The sequence below is a fragment of the Terrabacter sp. 2TAF16 genome (genome assembly GCF_052115065.1).
Lineage (GTDB): Bacteria > Actinomycetota > Actinomycetes > Actinomycetales > Dermatophilaceae > Terrabacter.
Window position 1 is genome coordinate 149,494 of the sequence record NZ_JBFRFZ010000006.1, and the last position, 15,529, is coordinate 165,022.

Annotated in this window: 13 protein-coding genes; 1 reads left to right on the forward strand and 12 read right to left on the reverse strand. The window is 72.7% G+C overall.

Going from position 1 to position 15,529, the window contains the following annotated elements:
• Positions 1–40: 40 nt before the first annotated feature.
• The 4 genes from AB4Z14_RS09520 to rpmE all read right to left on the reverse strand — a co-directional run bounded on the left by AB4Z14_RS09520 (position 41) and on the right by rpmE (position 3,237).
• Positions 41–919, reverse strand: a complete 879-nt coding sequence (locus AB4Z14_RS09520) for an L-threonylcarbamoyladenylate synthase (protein WP_442274991.1) — start codon at positions 917–919, stop codon at positions 41–43.
• Between the two features lie 55 nt (positions 920–974).
• On the reverse strand, positions 975–1,844 hold the full coding sequence (gene prmC / locus AB4Z14_RS09525; RefSeq protein WP_442274992.1) for a peptide chain release factor N(5)-glutamine methyltransferase: 870 nt from the start codon (positions 1,842–1,844) through the stop codon (positions 975–977).
• The gene (gene prfA / locus AB4Z14_RS09530; RefSeq protein WP_442274993.1) at positions 1,841–2,932 is read right to left on the reverse strand and encodes a peptide chain release factor 1; all 1,092 of its coding nucleotides are present in this window, start codon (positions 2,930–2,932) and stop codon (positions 1,841–1,843) included. Before prfA ends, prmC begins: the two co-directional genes overlap by 4 nt.
• 89 nt (positions 2,933–3,021) lie before the next feature.
• Positions 3,022–3,237, reverse strand: a complete 216-nt coding sequence (gene rpmE / locus AB4Z14_RS09535; protein ID WP_026863931.1) for a 50S ribosomal protein L31 — start codon at positions 3,235–3,237, stop codon at positions 3,022–3,024.
• A gap of 244 nt (positions 3,238–3,481) precedes the next feature.
• Here rpmE and AB4Z14_RS09540 point away from each other — a divergent pair, with 244 nt between their 5' ends.
• A complete protein-coding gene (locus AB4Z14_RS09540) occupies positions 3,482–4,465 on the forward strand; it encodes a hypothetical protein (protein ID WP_442274994.1) in 984 nt (327 codons plus the stop codon).
• 51 nt (positions 4,466–4,516) lie between these two features.
• Here the strand turns inward: AB4Z14_RS09540 and AB4Z14_RS09545 are convergent, their stop codons facing one another.
• The 8 genes from AB4Z14_RS09545 to AB4Z14_RS09580 all read right to left on the reverse strand — a co-directional run bounded on the left by AB4Z14_RS09545 (position 4,517) and on the right by AB4Z14_RS09580 (position 15,513).
• On the reverse strand, positions 4,517–6,682 hold the full coding sequence (locus AB4Z14_RS09545) for an ATP-binding protein (RefSeq protein WP_442274995.1): 2,166 nt from the start codon (positions 6,680–6,682) through the stop codon (positions 4,517–4,519).
• Complete coding sequence (locus tag AB4Z14_RS09550; protein WP_442274996.1) at positions 6,679–8,127, reverse strand: glycosyltransferase family 2 protein; 1,449 nt, start codon at positions 8,125–8,127, stop codon at positions 6,679–6,681. The genes AB4Z14_RS09545 and AB4Z14_RS09550 overlap by 4 nt, the downstream gene beginning before the upstream one ends.
• Positions 8,124–9,182, reverse strand: coding sequence for a HEAT repeat domain-containing protein (locus AB4Z14_RS09555; RefSeq protein ID WP_442274997.1), 1,059 nt, complete (start codon positions 9,180–9,182; stop codon positions 8,124–8,126). Before AB4Z14_RS09555 ends, AB4Z14_RS09550 begins: the two co-directional genes overlap by 4 nt.
• 13 nt (positions 9,183–9,195) lie before the next feature.
• Positions 9,196–9,597, reverse strand: coding sequence for a response regulator transcription factor (locus AB4Z14_RS09560; protein WP_020142958.1), 402 nt, complete (start codon positions 9,595–9,597; stop codon positions 9,196–9,198).
• Between the two features lie 118 nt (positions 9,598–9,715).
• Positions 9,716–11,848 carry a transcription termination factor Rho gene (rho, locus tag AB4Z14_RS09565; RefSeq protein WP_442275376.1) on the reverse strand — a complete coding sequence of 711 codons (2,133 nt, stop codon included), beginning with the start codon at positions 11,846–11,848 and terminating at the stop codon, positions 9,716–9,718.
• A 272-nt stretch (positions 11,849–12,120) separates the two neighbouring features.
• Complete coding sequence (locus tag AB4Z14_RS09570; protein ID WP_442274998.1) at positions 12,121–13,098, reverse strand: homoserine kinase; 978 nt, start codon at positions 13,096–13,098, stop codon at positions 12,121–12,123.
• A 4-nt stretch (positions 13,099–13,102) separates the two neighbouring features.
• Positions 13,103–14,197 carry a threonine synthase gene (gene thrC, locus AB4Z14_RS09575; protein ID WP_442274999.1) on the reverse strand — a complete coding sequence of 365 codons (1,095 nt, stop codon included), beginning with the start codon at positions 14,195–14,197 and terminating at the stop codon, positions 13,103–13,105.
• Entirely contained in the window at positions 14,197–15,513 is a 1,317-nt protein-coding gene (locus AB4Z14_RS09580; protein ID WP_442275000.1) for a homoserine dehydrogenase, read from the reverse strand. The genes thrC and AB4Z14_RS09580 overlap by 1 nt, the downstream gene beginning before the upstream one ends.
• Positions 15,514–15,529 lie beyond the last annotated feature (16 nt).

Consider the following 15,529-nt stretch of genomic DNA (forward strand, 5'->3'; position numbering starts at 1 on the left):
TCCGGGTGGGTCGGGAGTGGGGCGCGAGCGCGAGCCAACTCTATTGCGTCGTGCTGGCACCGTCGGACGGCCGCTCGGTCGTGGACACGTCGTGCCACTCTCCGAGCGTCTCGGCAGCCTCGTCCGACGTGCCTTCGGCGGCCGGCTCGTCGCCGGCTTCCGCGTCCGGCTCGGCGGCCGGCTCGACGTCGGCTTCCGCGTCCGGCTCGGTGGCGGGGTCCGCCGCGGGAGTCGCGTCGGCCTCGGCCGCCGGCTCGGCGTCGGGCTCGGGGGCCTCGAGGACGGGCTCGGGCACGAGGGCCTCGTCGAGCTCCTCCTGGCTCACGGCGCCGAGACGCAGGGTCACGGGGGTCTCGCCGGTGCAGTCGACGATCGTCGAGGGCTGCCCCTCGCCGGCCGGGCCGCCGTCGAGGTAGACCCCGACGGACTCGCCGAGCATGCCCACCGCCTCGTCGACCGTGCGGGCCGCGGGGTCGCCGGTCGTGTTGGCGCTCGTGACCGCCATCGGACCGATGTCGCCGAGCAGCTCGAGGGTCATCTCGTGGGCGGGCACGCGCAGGGCCACGGTCCCGTTGGTCTCGCCGAGGTCCCAGTGCAGCGACGTCTGCGCCTTGAGCACGAGCGTCAGCGGTCCGGGCCAGAACTTCTCCATGAGCCGCTGGGCGTAGTCGGGCACCTGCGTCGCGAGGCCCTGGGCCGTGCGGGCGGTCGGGATGAGGACCGGCGGCGGCATGTCGCGGCCGCGGCCCTTGGCCGCGAGGACGGAGGCGACGGCGGTGGCGTCGAAGGCGTCGCAGCCGATGCCGTAGACCGTGTCGGTCGGGAGGACGACGATCTCGCCGCGTCGGACGGCCGAGGCCGCGGCCGGGATGCCCTCGGCACGCCCCTCGGGGTCGGTGCAGTCGTAGCGCTCGCTCACGGGCAGAGCCTACTGGGGCGCGGTCGAGCCGCCGGGCGCCGGGCCGACCCGTGGGTCAGACGCGGCGGCGCGCCACCGTCACCCGCGGGCGGGCGGACAGGTCGTCGTGGTCGATGACGTCGGTCCACTCCCCCGTCGCCGCGAGGCGGCGGGGCAGGCTCTCGCCCTGTGAGTCGGCGTGCTCGACGAGGACGAGGCCGCCGGGACGGAGCAGCCGGGCGGCCGTCCGGGCCACCGCGAGCGGGATGGCCAGGCCGTCCTCGCTGCCGCCGTAGAGCGCGACGTCGGGATCGTGGTCGCGCACCTCGGGGTCGACGGGCACGGCGCCGACGGGGATGTAGGGCGGGTTGACGGTCACGACGTCGACGGCGCCCGCCCAGTCCTCGAAGCAGGGCAGCGTTGCGTCGCCCTGCTCGAGCCGGACGTCGAGCCCCAGGCGGTCGCGGTTGGCCACCGACCAGGCGTACGCGTCGGGCGACAGCTCGAGGCCGCGCACGTCGGCGTCCGGTCGCTCTGCCCTGACGGACAGGGCGATGGCGCCGGAGCCCGAGCAGAGGTCGACGACCCTGACGGCCTCGGCGCCCGCTGCCGACAGCCGATCGACCTCGACCAGCGCGAGGTCGACGAGGACCTCGGTCTCGGGCCGCGGCACGAAGACCCCCGGACCGACCGACAGGGTCAGGCGGCGGAAGTGGGCGCGGCCCGTCAGGTGCTGCAGCGGGACCCGGCGGGCCCGCTCGTCGACGAGGTCGGCATACGACCCCGGGAGCGTGCGACCGCCGAGCACCATGAGGCGGCGGACCTCGGCGGCGTCGACCTCGAGCACGTATGCCGCGAGCTCGACGGCGTCGACGTCGGCGGAGACCACCCCGGCGTCGCGGAGCCGCGCGGCAGCAGCCCGGACACTCTCGCGCAGGTCCGTCACGCGCGCGGCCCGTCACCCTCGGCGAGCGCCGCGAGCTTGGCGGCCTCGTCGGCGTCGAGCGCCGACTGGACGACGGGGTCGAGGTCTCCGTCGAGCACCGAGTCGAGGTTGTAGGACTTGTAGCCGGTGCGGTGGTCGGAGATGCGGTTCTCGGGGAAGTTGTAGGTGCGGATGCGCTCCGACCGGTCGACGGTGCGCACCTGCGACCGACGGGCGGCGCTCGCCTCCGCGTCGGCCTCGTCCTTGGCCATCTGGTGCAGCCGAGCCCGGAGCACGCGCATCGCGGCCTCCTTGTTCTGCAGCTGCGACTTCTCGTTCTGGCACGACACGACGAGACCCGAGGGCAGGTGGGTGATGCGCACGGCCGAGTCGGTCGTGTTGACGCTCTGTCCGCCGGGGCCGCTGCTGCGGTAGACGTCGATGCGCAGGTCGTTGGGGTCGATCGTCACCTCGACCTCCTCGGCCTCCGGCATGACGAGGACGCCGGCCGCCGACGTGTGGATGCGCCCCTGGCTCTCGGTCACGGGCACGCGCTGGACACGGTGGACGCCGCCTTCGTACTTGAGCCGGGCCCACGGCCCCTCGCCCAGCCCTGGAGCGCTCTTGGCGCGCACCGAGACCCGGACGTCCTTGTAGCCACCCAGGTCGCTCTCGGTCGCGTCCTCGACGGCGGTGCGCCAGCCGCGCTGCTCGGCGTAGCGGAGGTACATCCGCAGCAGGTCGCCCGCGAAGAGGGCCGACTCGTCGCCACCCTCCCCCGCCTTGACCTCGAGGATGACGTCGCGGTCGTCGTCGGGGTCGCGGGGCACGAGCATCCGCCGCAGGTGCTCCTCCGCGGCCGCGAGGCGGCCCTCGAGCGAGGGCACCTCCTCGGCGAACGACTCGTCGTCGACAGCGAGCTCACGTGCGGCCGCGAGGTCGTCGCCGGCCGCCGTCCACTCGCGGGCGGCGGCGACGGTCGGCGCCAGGGCGGCATACCGCTTGTTGAGGGTGCGCACGAGGTCCTGGTCACCGTGCACGGCCGGGTCGGCGAGCTGCAGCTCGAGCTCGGCGTACTCGTCGAGGATCGACTGGACGGAATCGAGCACGGCAGGCCCTTCGGCTCAGGGGACGGGTCGGGGTAAAGCGAACGCCGGCTCCCGACGACCGAAGTCGTGGGAGCCGGCGTGCGGGAGACCTACTTGGCGGCCTTCTTGCCGTAACGGGCCTCGAACCGGGCCACGCGGCCACCGGTGTCGAGGATCTTCTGCTTGCCCGTGTAGAACGGGTGGCACTGCGAGCAGACGTCGGCAGAGATCTTGCCGGACGTCTCGGTGCTGCGCGTGACGAACGTGCTGCCACAGGTGCAGGTCACCGTGGTCTCGACGTACTCGGGGTGAAGGTCCTTCTTCAACGTTGTCTCCTTGAGGTAGTCGGCCGGGTCGGTGTCATCGCTGCTCACGCTGGGGAGCTGCTCTCCCGTGAACCGGTCCAAAGGAAGAGTGTGCCAGATCGGCGCACCTCCTCCCAAACGCACGAGAGGGCCGCGGCATTCCCCCACCCGGACGCTGCGACGACGCGTCCCGGACATGCATCGATCGGGGGCGTGCGAGTGTCTTTCCTCCACGACGGGGCCGCCGGAGGACGAGGATGCGCGCATGGGTGTCAGGGGCAGGGTGGGTGGGCGCCGCGCGGCGGTCGCCGGAGCGGTCGCCGTGCTGCTCTCGACCGCGGCGTGCTCGGGCGCGGGCTGCTCGTTCGACGACTGTCCCGAGGTGTCCGCGACGGAGGCCGGGCGGGTCACCGGCGCCGACCCGTCGGGGGCGATCCGCTGGACGACGAGGGTGCCCGACCTGCTGAGCGAGCCTCCGGTCGTCAGCAACGGCCACGTCGTCATCGTCGGCTGCCACGCCACCCACGTCGTCGACGTCACGTCCGGCTCGGTCTCGACGCCGACTGGCCTGGCCGACGTCATCGGCGTCGTCCAGGGGTATGCCGTAGGGGCCCCTGCCGAGGGTGACGCCCTCCTCGGCGCCGAGCGGCTCGACGGCGGCCCGGGCGGCTGGTCGTGGCAGGAGTCACCGGTGGACGGCGACGCCGACCGTGCCTACCGCGCGTCGGCCGTCGTGACCTCCTCCGCGGTCGTCGGCGTCCGCGGGACGACGCTCGTCGGCTGGTCGCCGGACTCGGGCTCGTGGGACTCGGTCGAGGTGGCGCTGCCCGTGGGTACCCGAGTCGGCCAGCGCCTCGCGGCCGCCGACGACACCCACGTCGTCGTCCCGGGCTCGGACGGCTCGGTCCTCGGGGTCGACCTCGCTGCCCGCGCGGTGACGTGGCGCGTGCTGCCCACGCGACCCGACGCTCCGACGGACGTCAGCGTTCGCCTCGCGGGCCGGGACGTCGTCGCCGTCGAGGTCTGGTACCCGCGGACGACGGCCGCGGCCGTCACCGGCGAGCCCGTCTGGGTCACGGAGCGCTGGTCGCTCGACGCGCGCACCGGCGAGACACGCTCTCCTCGGGTGACCAGCTCCGGGACGAGGCCGCGGCCGACGACGCCGACCGGGGACGTGCTCCGCGACCCGGCGACCGGATGGACCGTCACGCAGCAGCTGCGGGGCCGCCCCCGGGGCGGCTGCTTCTGAGGGCCCTCGTGACTCCCGGCGCGGCTCCCGGAGTGCCCCGCCTCCCTGACGTCAGCGCCGGACCGGGACCTTCGCCGGCTGGGCGACGGGGAGCACCACCTGCATCGTCGTGCCCTCCCCCTCGACCGACGCGATGACGAGCTCGCCGCCGTGGCCCTCGACGATGGCGCGCACGATCGCGAGCCCGAGACCCGTCCCGGGGATGGCTGCGGCCGTGGCGTTGCCGGCACGGAAGAAGCGCTCGGACAGGCGCGCGAGGTCGCTGGCCGGGATGCCGATGCCGGTGTCGTGCACGGAGATGATCGTGGAGTCACCGGAGCGCTCGGCCGACAGCAGCACCTGGCCACCTTCTGGGGTGAACTTCACGGCGTTGGAGCCGAGGTTGATCAGCGCCCGCTCGACCTGTCCACGGTCGACCCGGACGACGAGGTCGTCGGGCACGTCGGTGCAGAGCAGCTGCACTCCCCCGGCGGCGGCCACCGGCTCCATCGTCTCGGTGACCGTGCGCAGGAGGTCACGGACGGCGACCTCCTCGGACACGGCCTGCAGGCCGCTGATCTCGATCTTGTTGAGGACGAGAAGGTCCTCGATGAGCCCGCGCAGCCGCGTCGCGTTGCGTCCGATGATGTCGAGGGCGACGTGCTGGCCGTCGGAGACGTCGCCGAAGTCGCCGTCGACGAGCAGCTCGAGGTAGCCGCTGATCGAGGTCAGCGGGGTGCGCAGCTCGTGGCTGACGGTCGCCATGAAATCGGTCTTCTGGCGGTCGAGCTCGGTGAGGCGTCGCACCTGCTCGTCCTGCATCTGTGACAGGCGCAGCGCGACGATCGACTGGGCGGCGATGGCCGCACACTGCTGCGCGGCCTGGATCTCGTGGCGGTGCCAGCGGCGCGGCGCGCTCACCATCATCACCGAGAGGATGCCCAGGCCCCGGCCGCCCGTCCCGACCGGGAGCATGAGCAGGGACCGGACCCCCGTGGCCCGGTGCAAGGCGCGGGCACGCTCGTCGTCGTACGCCTGGTGGGCGAGGAGGTCACCGAGGTCGAAGAAGCCGACGTCGCGGCGGAGCTCGTCGTTGACGGCACCGACCTGCTGGGCGAGCGAGCGTGGGAGCGGCGGCAGGTCGGGCAGGTCGTCGGTGTGCCACTGGAGGCGGTCCTCGATCGTCTGGCCGTCCTCGCCGAGGGTGTAGAGCAGCACGCGGTCGGCGCCCAGGCCGGCGCCGAGCTTGGTCGTGACCCGCTGCAGTGCCTCGTGGACGTCGACGGCCGACCGGGCGCCCCGGCCGACATCGAGGACGAGCTCCTGCATCTCGAGCACCGCGGCCTGCTGGTCGACGAGGCGGGCGTTGGCGCGGGTCAGGTCGTTGAAGTCGCGCGCGAGCATGCGGACCTCGAGCGCACCCTCCTCCTGGTTGGCCATCGCGATGACGTCCTCCTCGGCCTGCCGGCGCACGACCTCACGCAGGCGAGCGAGCGGGAGGCCGACCGCGCGGTCCATCCCGAAGCCGGCCGCGATGAGCACGAGCACGACGACCGCCGCGACGGCGATGATGACGCCGGACGTGATGCCGGTCGCCTCGCGGGACCCGACGCGTGCGGCGTCGCGCTGGGAGCGGATGGCCTCCTCCAGCGAGCCGTTGGCCGACAGGAAGGCGGCGTAGGCCGTCTCGACGCGGGTGCGCTGCTGCGTCTCGGGGACGGTGGGTGCGGTGCCTGCGCTCCCCGGTGCCGGGGTGCCAGACGTGCTCGGGGGCGCCCCCGTCGGGGCCTGCGCCGGTGGGCCGCTCGGGGCGTTCTCGAGCGAGGCCGCAGCGGCGGTGAACCAGCTGTCCACGGCGGTGCGCTGCGCCGCGAGCAGTGGCGCGAACCGGGCCCGGTCGCCCGGCGCGAGCTCCCCGTTCTGGGTGCCGGCCTCGACGGCATCGAGCTCCTGCTCGACGTGGGCGCGCAGCGAGAGCGGGTCGAGGGGAGCCGGAGCGCCGACGACCTTCTCGCGCCAGGCACCCTCGGCCCGGGTCATGTCGAGCAGCACGGCGCTGTTGGCCTCGCGGGCCGGCCCGAGCGCGAGGGTCAGGGCGCGCACCGAAGCGCCCTGGGAGTGGATCGTGGCCACCGAGATGATGGCGCCGATCGGCACGAGGATGACGAGGATGCCGATGAGCAGCCGGATCTGGCTGCCGACCGAGCGCCTCGAGACGACCGGCAGCCCGCCGGTCACGCCGGGTCCTCGTCGAAGCCGGTGCGGGTCATGACTCCCCAGACGTGCTTCTTCCCGCGCAGGCTCGACCACCACCCCTCGAGGCGCCACCACACGGTGGCCTGGCGGTAGCCGATGTTCTCGAGCACCGACGCCGCGATGGTCTGCCAGATGGCACGCCACCGGTCGTGCTTGTGGAAGGCCCACTCGTCGACGACCATCGCGGACAGGGTGACGAGCACGGCATACCCGTAGGCGAGCACGAGGAAGAGGATCGCGAACGGGACGTTGACGATGCCGAGCGCCAGAGCGAGCGGCACGATGATGATCCCGAAGAGCTCGAGCAGCGGGGCGAACAGCTCGAAGAGCCAGTAGTAGGGCAGGGCCAGCCAGCCGATGCGGCCGTACTTCGGCCGGAAGAGCATCGAGCGGTAGGCCCAGAGCGTCTCCCAGAGACCGCGGTGCCACCGGCGGCGCTGGTTGCGCAGCACCTTGGCGGTGACGGGGACCTCGGTCCAGGAGACCGGCTCGGGCACGAACTCGATGGAGTAGTCGCGGCCCTCGTCGCGCAGCCGCTTGTGGATGCGCATGACGAGCTCGAAGTCCTCGCCGATGCTGTTCGGGTCGAGACCGCCGACCTCGACGACGACGTCGCGCCGGAAGAGACCGAACGCCCCGCTGATGAGGATGAGCCCACCGAGGCGCGACCACCCGGTGCGGCCGAGGAGGAAGGCCCGGAGGTACTCGACGAGCTGGATGCGCGGGATCCACGTCTGCGGCATCTCGACGCGGACGATGCGGCCCGACACGACGCGGCTGCCGTTGACCGGGCGGATGGCGCCGCCGGTCGCGACCATGCGCGTCGGGTCGTCGGCGAAGGGACGGGTGACGTGGAGCAGGCCGTCGGGCTCGAGGATGGAGTCCCCGTCGATCATGGCGACGAGCGGCTCGCTCGCGGCGTTGATGGCGACGTTGATCGCCTCCGAGCGACCGGAGTTCTCCTTGCGGACGACGACGAGGCGGGTGCGGCCGTCGCGCGGGACGAAGATGCCGAGCACCTCGGCCCGGATCGGGATCTCGTGCGGCAGCTCACGCGGGACCTGGACGAGGTCGAAGGCCTCCTCGAGGCGGGCGAAGGTCTCGTCGCTGCTGCCGTCGTCGACGACGACGACTTCGTGCCGCGGGTAGCGCAGCGTGAGGAACGACTTGACCGCCATGACGATGCCGGCCTCCTCGTTGTAGGCCGGGACGAGCAACGACACCCCGGGGGCCAGGCCCGCTCCCTGCCAGGTGACCGCCGTCGACCGACGACGCTGCTGGGCGCGGAACTCGAGGTAGGCCAGCACGATGAGGACGAGCAGCGAGGTGTTGATGAGGATGAAGTAGATGATGATCGGCACTGCGGTGACGTCCATGCTCCACAGGACGAAGGACCGCAGCCCCTCGACGAAGCCGTCCCAGCTCATGCAGACGCCGTCTGCAGGCTGGCCATCAGTCGCGCGGAGCGCACGGCGGGGTCGTTCTCGTGGCCCGCGAGGGCGTCGCGACCGTCGGGACCCATCGACAGCAGGGCCGTGGCCGCGAGCTCGGCCAGGCGCGGGTCCGAGTCGTCGAGAAGGACGGCGAGTGCGGGGATCGCCTCCGCCTCACCGAGGTCGCCCAAGGCGATGACGCAGGCCCGGCGCAGGGCCAGCGGCTCGGAGGGCACCGTGTGCCGCACGAGGATGCCGACGTCCTCACTCCGGCCGAGGCGGCCGATGGCCGAGGCGCTCGTCTCGCGGACCGTCAGGTCGGGGTCGGCGTCGAGCAGTCCGCGCAGCTCCGGGAGCCCACGGGTGAAGCTGCGTTCGCCACTGAGGTGGGCGGCGACCATGCGGGTGCGGGCGTTGGGGTCGGCCATCCCGTCGCGCAGCACGTCCGAGATGCCGACACCCATCGACTGCAGAGCCTCGGCCGCCGTGGCCGCGGGCAGCCCGCGCTCGGGTGCGCCGATCGCCGCGAGCACCGGGCCGGCGGCCGCGGGGTCGCCGATGAGCCCGAGCGCGTAGGCGGCGCTGTTGCGCACCTCGACGGCCTCGTCGCCGAGGGCCTCGACGAGCAGCGGGACCGTGTGCCCGGCGCGGGCCAGGCCCAGCAGCTGGGCTGCCCGCGCGCGCTTGACGGTGGAACGGCTCGACATCTGCGCGACCGCCGCGTCGACGGCGCCGTGGACCTCGAGGACGTGGACGAGCTGCTCGGCGGGGACACCGCGGATCTTCGTCAGCATCTCGACGATGTTGCGGTCGAGGACGGTGCGAGAGACGCCGGTCGCCCACGTCAGCTGCTCTGCGGCCGCGCCGTCGTCGTCCTCGCCCGAGGCCACCGTGATGAGGGGCGGCCGGAGCGGCGAGAGCAGCATCTCGTCGCGCTGGGTGCGGCTGTGTCGTCGCACGCGGACCGCGACGACGGCGAGGATGAGCAGCACGCACGCGCCGAGGATGACGACCGTGGCTCCGACGAGCAGCGCCGCTCCGATGATCACGACGCCCTGCCCTTCATCGGGCCCGGGCGAGCATGCCGTTGACGCGATGGAGCAGCTCGCGCGGGCTGAACGGCTTGATGACGTAGTCGTCGGCCCCGACCGCGAAACCGGTGTCGACGTCGGAGTCGCGCGACTTGGCGCTGAGCAGCAGCACCGGGACCGTGGAGAACTCGCTCTCGCGGATCTTGCGGAGGACGTCGATGCCGGAAAGGCCGGGCATCATGACGTCGAGCACCGCCAGCTGCGGCGGGTTGGCCGCGAACGCCTCCCACGCGCTGATGCCGTCGGGGACGGCCTCGACGGCATACCCCGCCTGGGTCAGCTTGAACTCGACGAGGTCTCGGATGTCAGCGTCGTCATCGGCCACGAGGACACGGACGGGGCTGGCATCGGGGTCGCCGGCAGGCGCAGACATGGTTCTCCATGGTGGGTTCGGGGTGATGCGTCCATTTTAGGAACATTTGACCCGAATAGCCCATGAAACGCCGAAAGGGGACGGCGCCGATGTGGCACCGTCCCCGATCTGTCGTCGGTCAGGACTCGTCGTCGAGCTTGGAGCCGCTCGTCTGCTGGACCTGGGTGAGGAACTCGTAGTTCGTCCGGGTCTTCTTGAGGCGATCGATGAGCAGCTCGATGGCCTGCTGCGCGTCGAGGCCGCCGAGGACCCGGCGCAGCTTCCACATGATCTTCAGCTCCTCGCTCGCGAGGAGGATCTCCTCGCGGCGCGTGCCCGAGCTGTTGATGTCGACGGCCGGGAAGATCCGGCGGTTGGCCAGGTCGCGGCTCAGGCGCAGCTCCATGTTGCCGGTGCCCTTGAACTCCTCGAAGATCACCTCGTCCATCTTCGAGCCGGTCTCGACGAGGGCCGTCGCGAGGATGGTGAGCGAGCCGCCGTTCTCGATGTTGCGCGCGGCGCCGAAGAACTTCTTCGGCGGGTAGAGCGCAGCCGAGTCGACACCACCGGAGAGGATCCGGCCGCTCGCCGGTGCGGCGAGGTTGTAGGCCCGGCCCAGCTTGGTGATCGAGTCGAGGAGCACGACGACGTCGTGCCCGAGCTCGACGAGGCGCTTGGCCCGCTCGATGGCGAGCTCGGCGACCGTCGTGTGGTCCTCGGCCGGCCGGTCGAAGGTCGAGGAGATGACCTCGCCCTTGACGGCGCGCTGCATGTCGGTGACCTCCTCGGGGCGCTCGTCGACGAGGACGACCATGAGGTGGCACTCCGGGTTGTTCGTCGTGATCGCGTTGGCGAGGGTCTGCATGATCATCGTCTTGCCGGCCTTGGCCGGGGCGACGATGAGGCCGCGCTGGCCCTTGCCGATCGGCGCGACGAGGTCGATGATCCGCGTCGTCAGGACGTTGGGCTCGGTCTCGAGGCGCAGTCGCTGCTGCGGGTAGAGCGGCGTCAGCTTGCCGAAGTCGACGCGCTTGGCGGCCTCCTCCGGCGTCTGGCCGTTGACCGTGTCGAGGCGGACGAGCGCGTTGAACTTCTGGCGTCCGACGTTGCCCGAGGGCTGCTCGCCGTCGCGCAGCGCCTTGACGGCACCGGTGACCGCGTCGCCCTTGCGCAGGCCGTTCTTCTTGACCATGCCGAGCGGCACGTACACGTCGTTCGGACCGGCGAGGTAGCCGGACGTGCGGACGAAGGCGTAGTTGTCGAGGACGTCGAGGATGCCACCGACGGGGACGAGCACGTCGTCGTCACCGACCTGCAGGTCGGCGTCGTTCCAGTCCTGCCCACCCTCACGGCCGCGACCGCGCTTGCGGTCCCGGCTGCGCTGACGGTTGCGGCTGCGACGGCTGCCACCCTCGTCGTCGTACGGCGACTGCTGACCACGGCTCTGGTCGTTCACGTCGCCTTGCTGACGGTCCTGCTGACGGTCGGGCTGCTGACGGTCCTGGCGGTCCTGCTGACGCGACTGCTGGCGGTCGCCCTGCTGGCGGTCGCCCTGCTGGCGGTCGCCCTGCTGGCGGTCGCCCTGCTGGCGGTCGCCCTGCTGGCGGTCGCCCTGCTGACGGTCGCCCTGCTGACGCGACTGCTGGCGGTCGGACTGCTGGCGATCGGACTGCTGGCCGCCCTGCTGACGGTCCGCGCGGTCGCCACGGCCGGCCTGCTGACGGTCGGACTGCGGTCCGCGACCCCGGTCGCGCTGACGACCCTCGTGGTCGTCACCCTCGGACGCCTGGTGGTCCCCGGCGTCGGACCGCTCGGACGAGGTGGAGTCCTGGGCGTCGGCACGCGCCGCACGGTTCTCACGGGAGCCGCGGGCACCCCGCTCGGCACGCGGGGCACGGTCCCCGGTCGGGGCCTCGTCACGGCTCTGGGCGCGATCCTCGGCGGGCGCCTGGCCGGCCGACTCGGTGGAGGTCGTGGTGGAGGTCGTGGTGGAGTTCGTGGTGGAGGACTCGGCCGTCGTGGCCGAGCCCGCCGGGCGGCTGACCCGGCGCGACGCGCGGGCCGGGGCGGCCTCGGTGGCGGCCTCGGTGGGGGCCGCGGCGTCGGAGCCCGTCGATGCCGTCGACGCCGTTGCGGGCGTCGATGCAGCCGGAGCGGACGAGCCGCCCGACTGGCGCGCCTTGATCGCCTCGACGAGGTCGCTCTTGCGCATCTTCGTCGTGCCGGTGATGCCCATCGACGACGCGACGCCCTTGAGCTCGTCCAGCTTCATGGCCGACAGGCCAGAGAGCGGACGGGTGGTTGTTTCTGACACGAAGGATCCTTCCCCCTCGTTTGCGGCCCGGGACATTCCAGCGGGCCGGACTTGGACCAGGTGACCTGGCCGTCTGAGATCCACTTCGGCGCAGAAGGCGCCCAGAGGCAAAGGATTTCGCCTCAGTGTGGGGGTGATGCACCGGCCTGCGGTGTCGCGGCGAGTGGTGCGGGCTCACGATACCACCCAGGGACCCCGGCACGGGTGAGGGAGGTCACGAATGTCGCGCTTCAGCGAGCGTGCACCGTGGCGCCGTGGCTCGGCACCCCGGGCGTGAGCCGCGCCCACCGGTCCGCGAGGTGCCCGGCCTGCACGTCGCCCGCGGCCTCGGTCGTCGTGAGGACGAGGACGCTCGGGCCGGCCCCGGACACGACGGCGGCGTGCCCCTGCGAGCGGAGGAGGTCGACGAGCTCCATCGTGGCCGGATAGGAGGGGCGCCGGGCCTCCTGGTGGAGCCAGTCGCGGGTCGCAGCGTGCAGGTGCGAGGGATCGGCCGTCAGCGCGTGCACCAGCAGGGCGGCGCGTCCGGCACCTGCGGCAGCCGCCGCGAGCGGGACCGTGGCCGGCAGCACGGCGCGGGCCGTCCGCGTCGCGAGCTGCGTCTCGGGGACGAAGACGACGACCTCGACGTCGGGGTGCGGGTCGAGTCGGGCCGTGACGGTCCGTTCGCCGCGGTCGAGGCCACTGCCGTCCGGCATCCAGCTCACCGTGAGGCCGCCGTGCACGCTCGCCGAGGCGTTGTCGGGGTGCCCCTCGAGCTCGCTCGACAGGTGCGTCGCCAAGCCGAGGTCGACGGGCACGGCGGCGCCGGGAGCCGGCCACGCGGCATACGCAGTCTCGTCGGCGCCCCACGAAAGTGCCTGCGCGGCAGCCACGCCCGCGACAATGGCCGTCGCCGACGAGCCCAGCCCGCGGCTGTGCGGCACACCGTTGGTGGCCACGATGTGCAGGCCGGAGGGCGGCTCGGCGCCGAGCGCACGCCACGTGTGCTGCATCGTGGCGTGCACGAGGTGCAGCTCATCGGTGGGCACGTCCGCCGCGCCCTCACCGGTGACCTCGATGACGAGACCGGCGCGGTCGGACGTCGTGACGACGTAGTCGTCCCAGAGACCGAGGGCCAAGCCGATGGAGTCGAAGCCGGGACCGAGGTTGGCGCTGCTCGCCGGTACCAGCACGCTGACGGAGCGGCCCGCGGGCACCCGGCTCACGCGGTCAGCCCTCGAGACCGAGGGCATGGGCCGCCGAGAACGCGTCGACCGAGACGCGGGTCGGCACGACCTCGCTCCCGTCGGCGGTCCGCAGGGCCCACTGGGGGTCCTTGAGCCCGTGACCGGTCACGGTGCACACGATGCGTGCGCCGGAGGGCACGAGCCCTGCGGCGTGGCTCGCCAGCAGGCCCGCGACCGACGCGGCCGAGCCGGGCTCGACGAAGACGCCCTCCTGCGACGAGAGGTAGCGGTGGGCGTCGAGGATCTGCTCGTCGGTGACGGCCTCGATGCGGCCACCGGACTCGTCGCGGGCGGCGACGGCCTGCTCCCACGACGCCGGGTTGCCGATGCGGATCGCGGTCGCGATGGTCTCGGGGTGGTCGACCGGGTGGCCGAGGACGATCGGCGCGGCACCGGCAGCCTGGAAGCCCCACATCCTGGGCAGGTGGGTCGCCGGTCCCGCGGGCGCGTCGGTGACGGGCTGGGCGAGGTACTCGCGGTAGCCACGCCAGTACGCCGTGATGTTGCCGGCGTTGCCGACCGGGAGGCAGTGGATGTCGGGGGCGTCGCCGAGCGCGTCGACGACCTCGAAGCTCGCGGTCTTCTGGCCCTCGATGCGTGCAGGGTTGACCGAGTTGACGAGCTCGACGGGGTAGGCCTCGGCGAGCTTGCGTGCGAGGGTCAGGCAGTCGTCGAAGTTGCCGTCGACCTGCAGCAGCGTGGCCCCGTGGGCGATCGCCTGGCTCAGCTTGCCCATCGCGATCTTGCCGTCGGGCACGAGGACGCCGCACGTCATGCCGGCCTTCGTCGCGTAGGCGGCGGCCGACGCGCTCGTGTTGCCCGTGCTCGCGCAGATGACGGCCTTGGCCCCCTTGCGGGCGGCGACGCTGATCGCCGTCGTCATGCCGCGGTCCTTGAACGAGCCGGTGGGGTTGAGGCCTTCGTACTTGAGGTGGACCTCGGCGCCGACGCGCTCGGAGAGCTTCTCGGCGTGGATGAGCGGGGTGCCGCCCTCGTGGAGCGTGACGACGGGGGCGCCCTCGAGCATGGGAAGGCGGTCGGCGTACTCGCGGATCACTCCGCGCCACTGGTGGGCCATCACGAACCTTCCACACGCATGACGGAGTTGACGCCACGGACGACGTCGAGCGTGCGCAGGCGCTCGACCGTGGACGAGAGCGCGGCGTCGCTCGCGGTGTGCGTGACGATGATGAGGTTGGCCCTGGCCGCCTCGCCGTCGCCGGCGGGGACGAGCTGCTGGCGCACCGTCTCGATCGACACGTCGTGGTCGGCGAAGGCGGCCGCGACCTGGGCGAGGACACCCGACCGGTCCTCGACGTCGAGGCTGATGTGGTACCTCGTCTGGGCGTCGCCCATCGTCAGGACGGGCAGGTCGGCGTAGCTCGACTCCCCCGGCCCGAGGCCACCCCCGACGCGGTGACGCGCGACGGCGACGAGGTCACCTAGGACCGCCGAGGCCGTCGGGTCGCCGCCGGCGCCCTTGCCGTAGAACATCAGCTCACCGGCGGCGTCGGCCTCGACGAAGACGGCGTTGAACGCCTCGCGGACCCCCGCGAGCGGGTGCGAGCGCGGGATCATCGCCGGGTGCACGCGGACGCTGACGCCCTTGTCGGTGTGCTCACAGATCGCGAGGAGCTTGACGACGGAGTCCATCTCGCGCGCCGCCGCGACGTCGGCAGCCGACACCTCGGTGATGCCCTCGCGGTAGACGTCGGTGCCTGAGACCCGGGTGTGGAAGGCGAGCGAGGCCAGGATGGCGGCCTTGGCCGCGGCGTCGAAACCCTCGACGTCGGCGGTCGGGTCGGCTTCGGCGTAGCCGAGGGCCTGGGCCTGCTCGACCGCGTCGGCGAAACCGGCCCCGGTCGTGTCCATCTTGTCGAGGACGTAGTTCGTCGTGCCGTTGACGATGCCGAGCACCTTGCGCACCTCGTCACCGGCGAGCGACTCGCGCAGCGGGCGCAGCAGCGGGATCGCCCCGGCGACGGCGGCCTCGTAGTAGAGGTCGACGCCGTGGCGGGCCGCGGCGTCATAGAGGGCCGGGCCGTCCTCGGCGAGGAGCGCCTTGTTGGCCGTGACGACCGAGGCCCCGTGCTCCATCGCGCGCAGGATGAGCGAGCGAGCCGGCTCGATGCCGCCGATGACCTCGACGACGACGTCGGCCCGGGTCACGAGGTCCTCGGCGTCGGTCGTGAAGAGGGCGGCGTCGACCCCGAGGGCGGCGCGGTCCCGGCCGGCGCGGCGCACGGCGATGCCGACGATCTCGAGCGGCGCGCCGACACGCGCGGCCATGTCGTCCGCGTGCTCGGTGAGCAGGCGCGCGACGGCTCCGCCCACGACGCCCGCCCCGAGCAGGGCGACGCGCAACGGCTGGGTGTCACTCACGGCGCTGTCCACGGTGCGAATCCTGCCG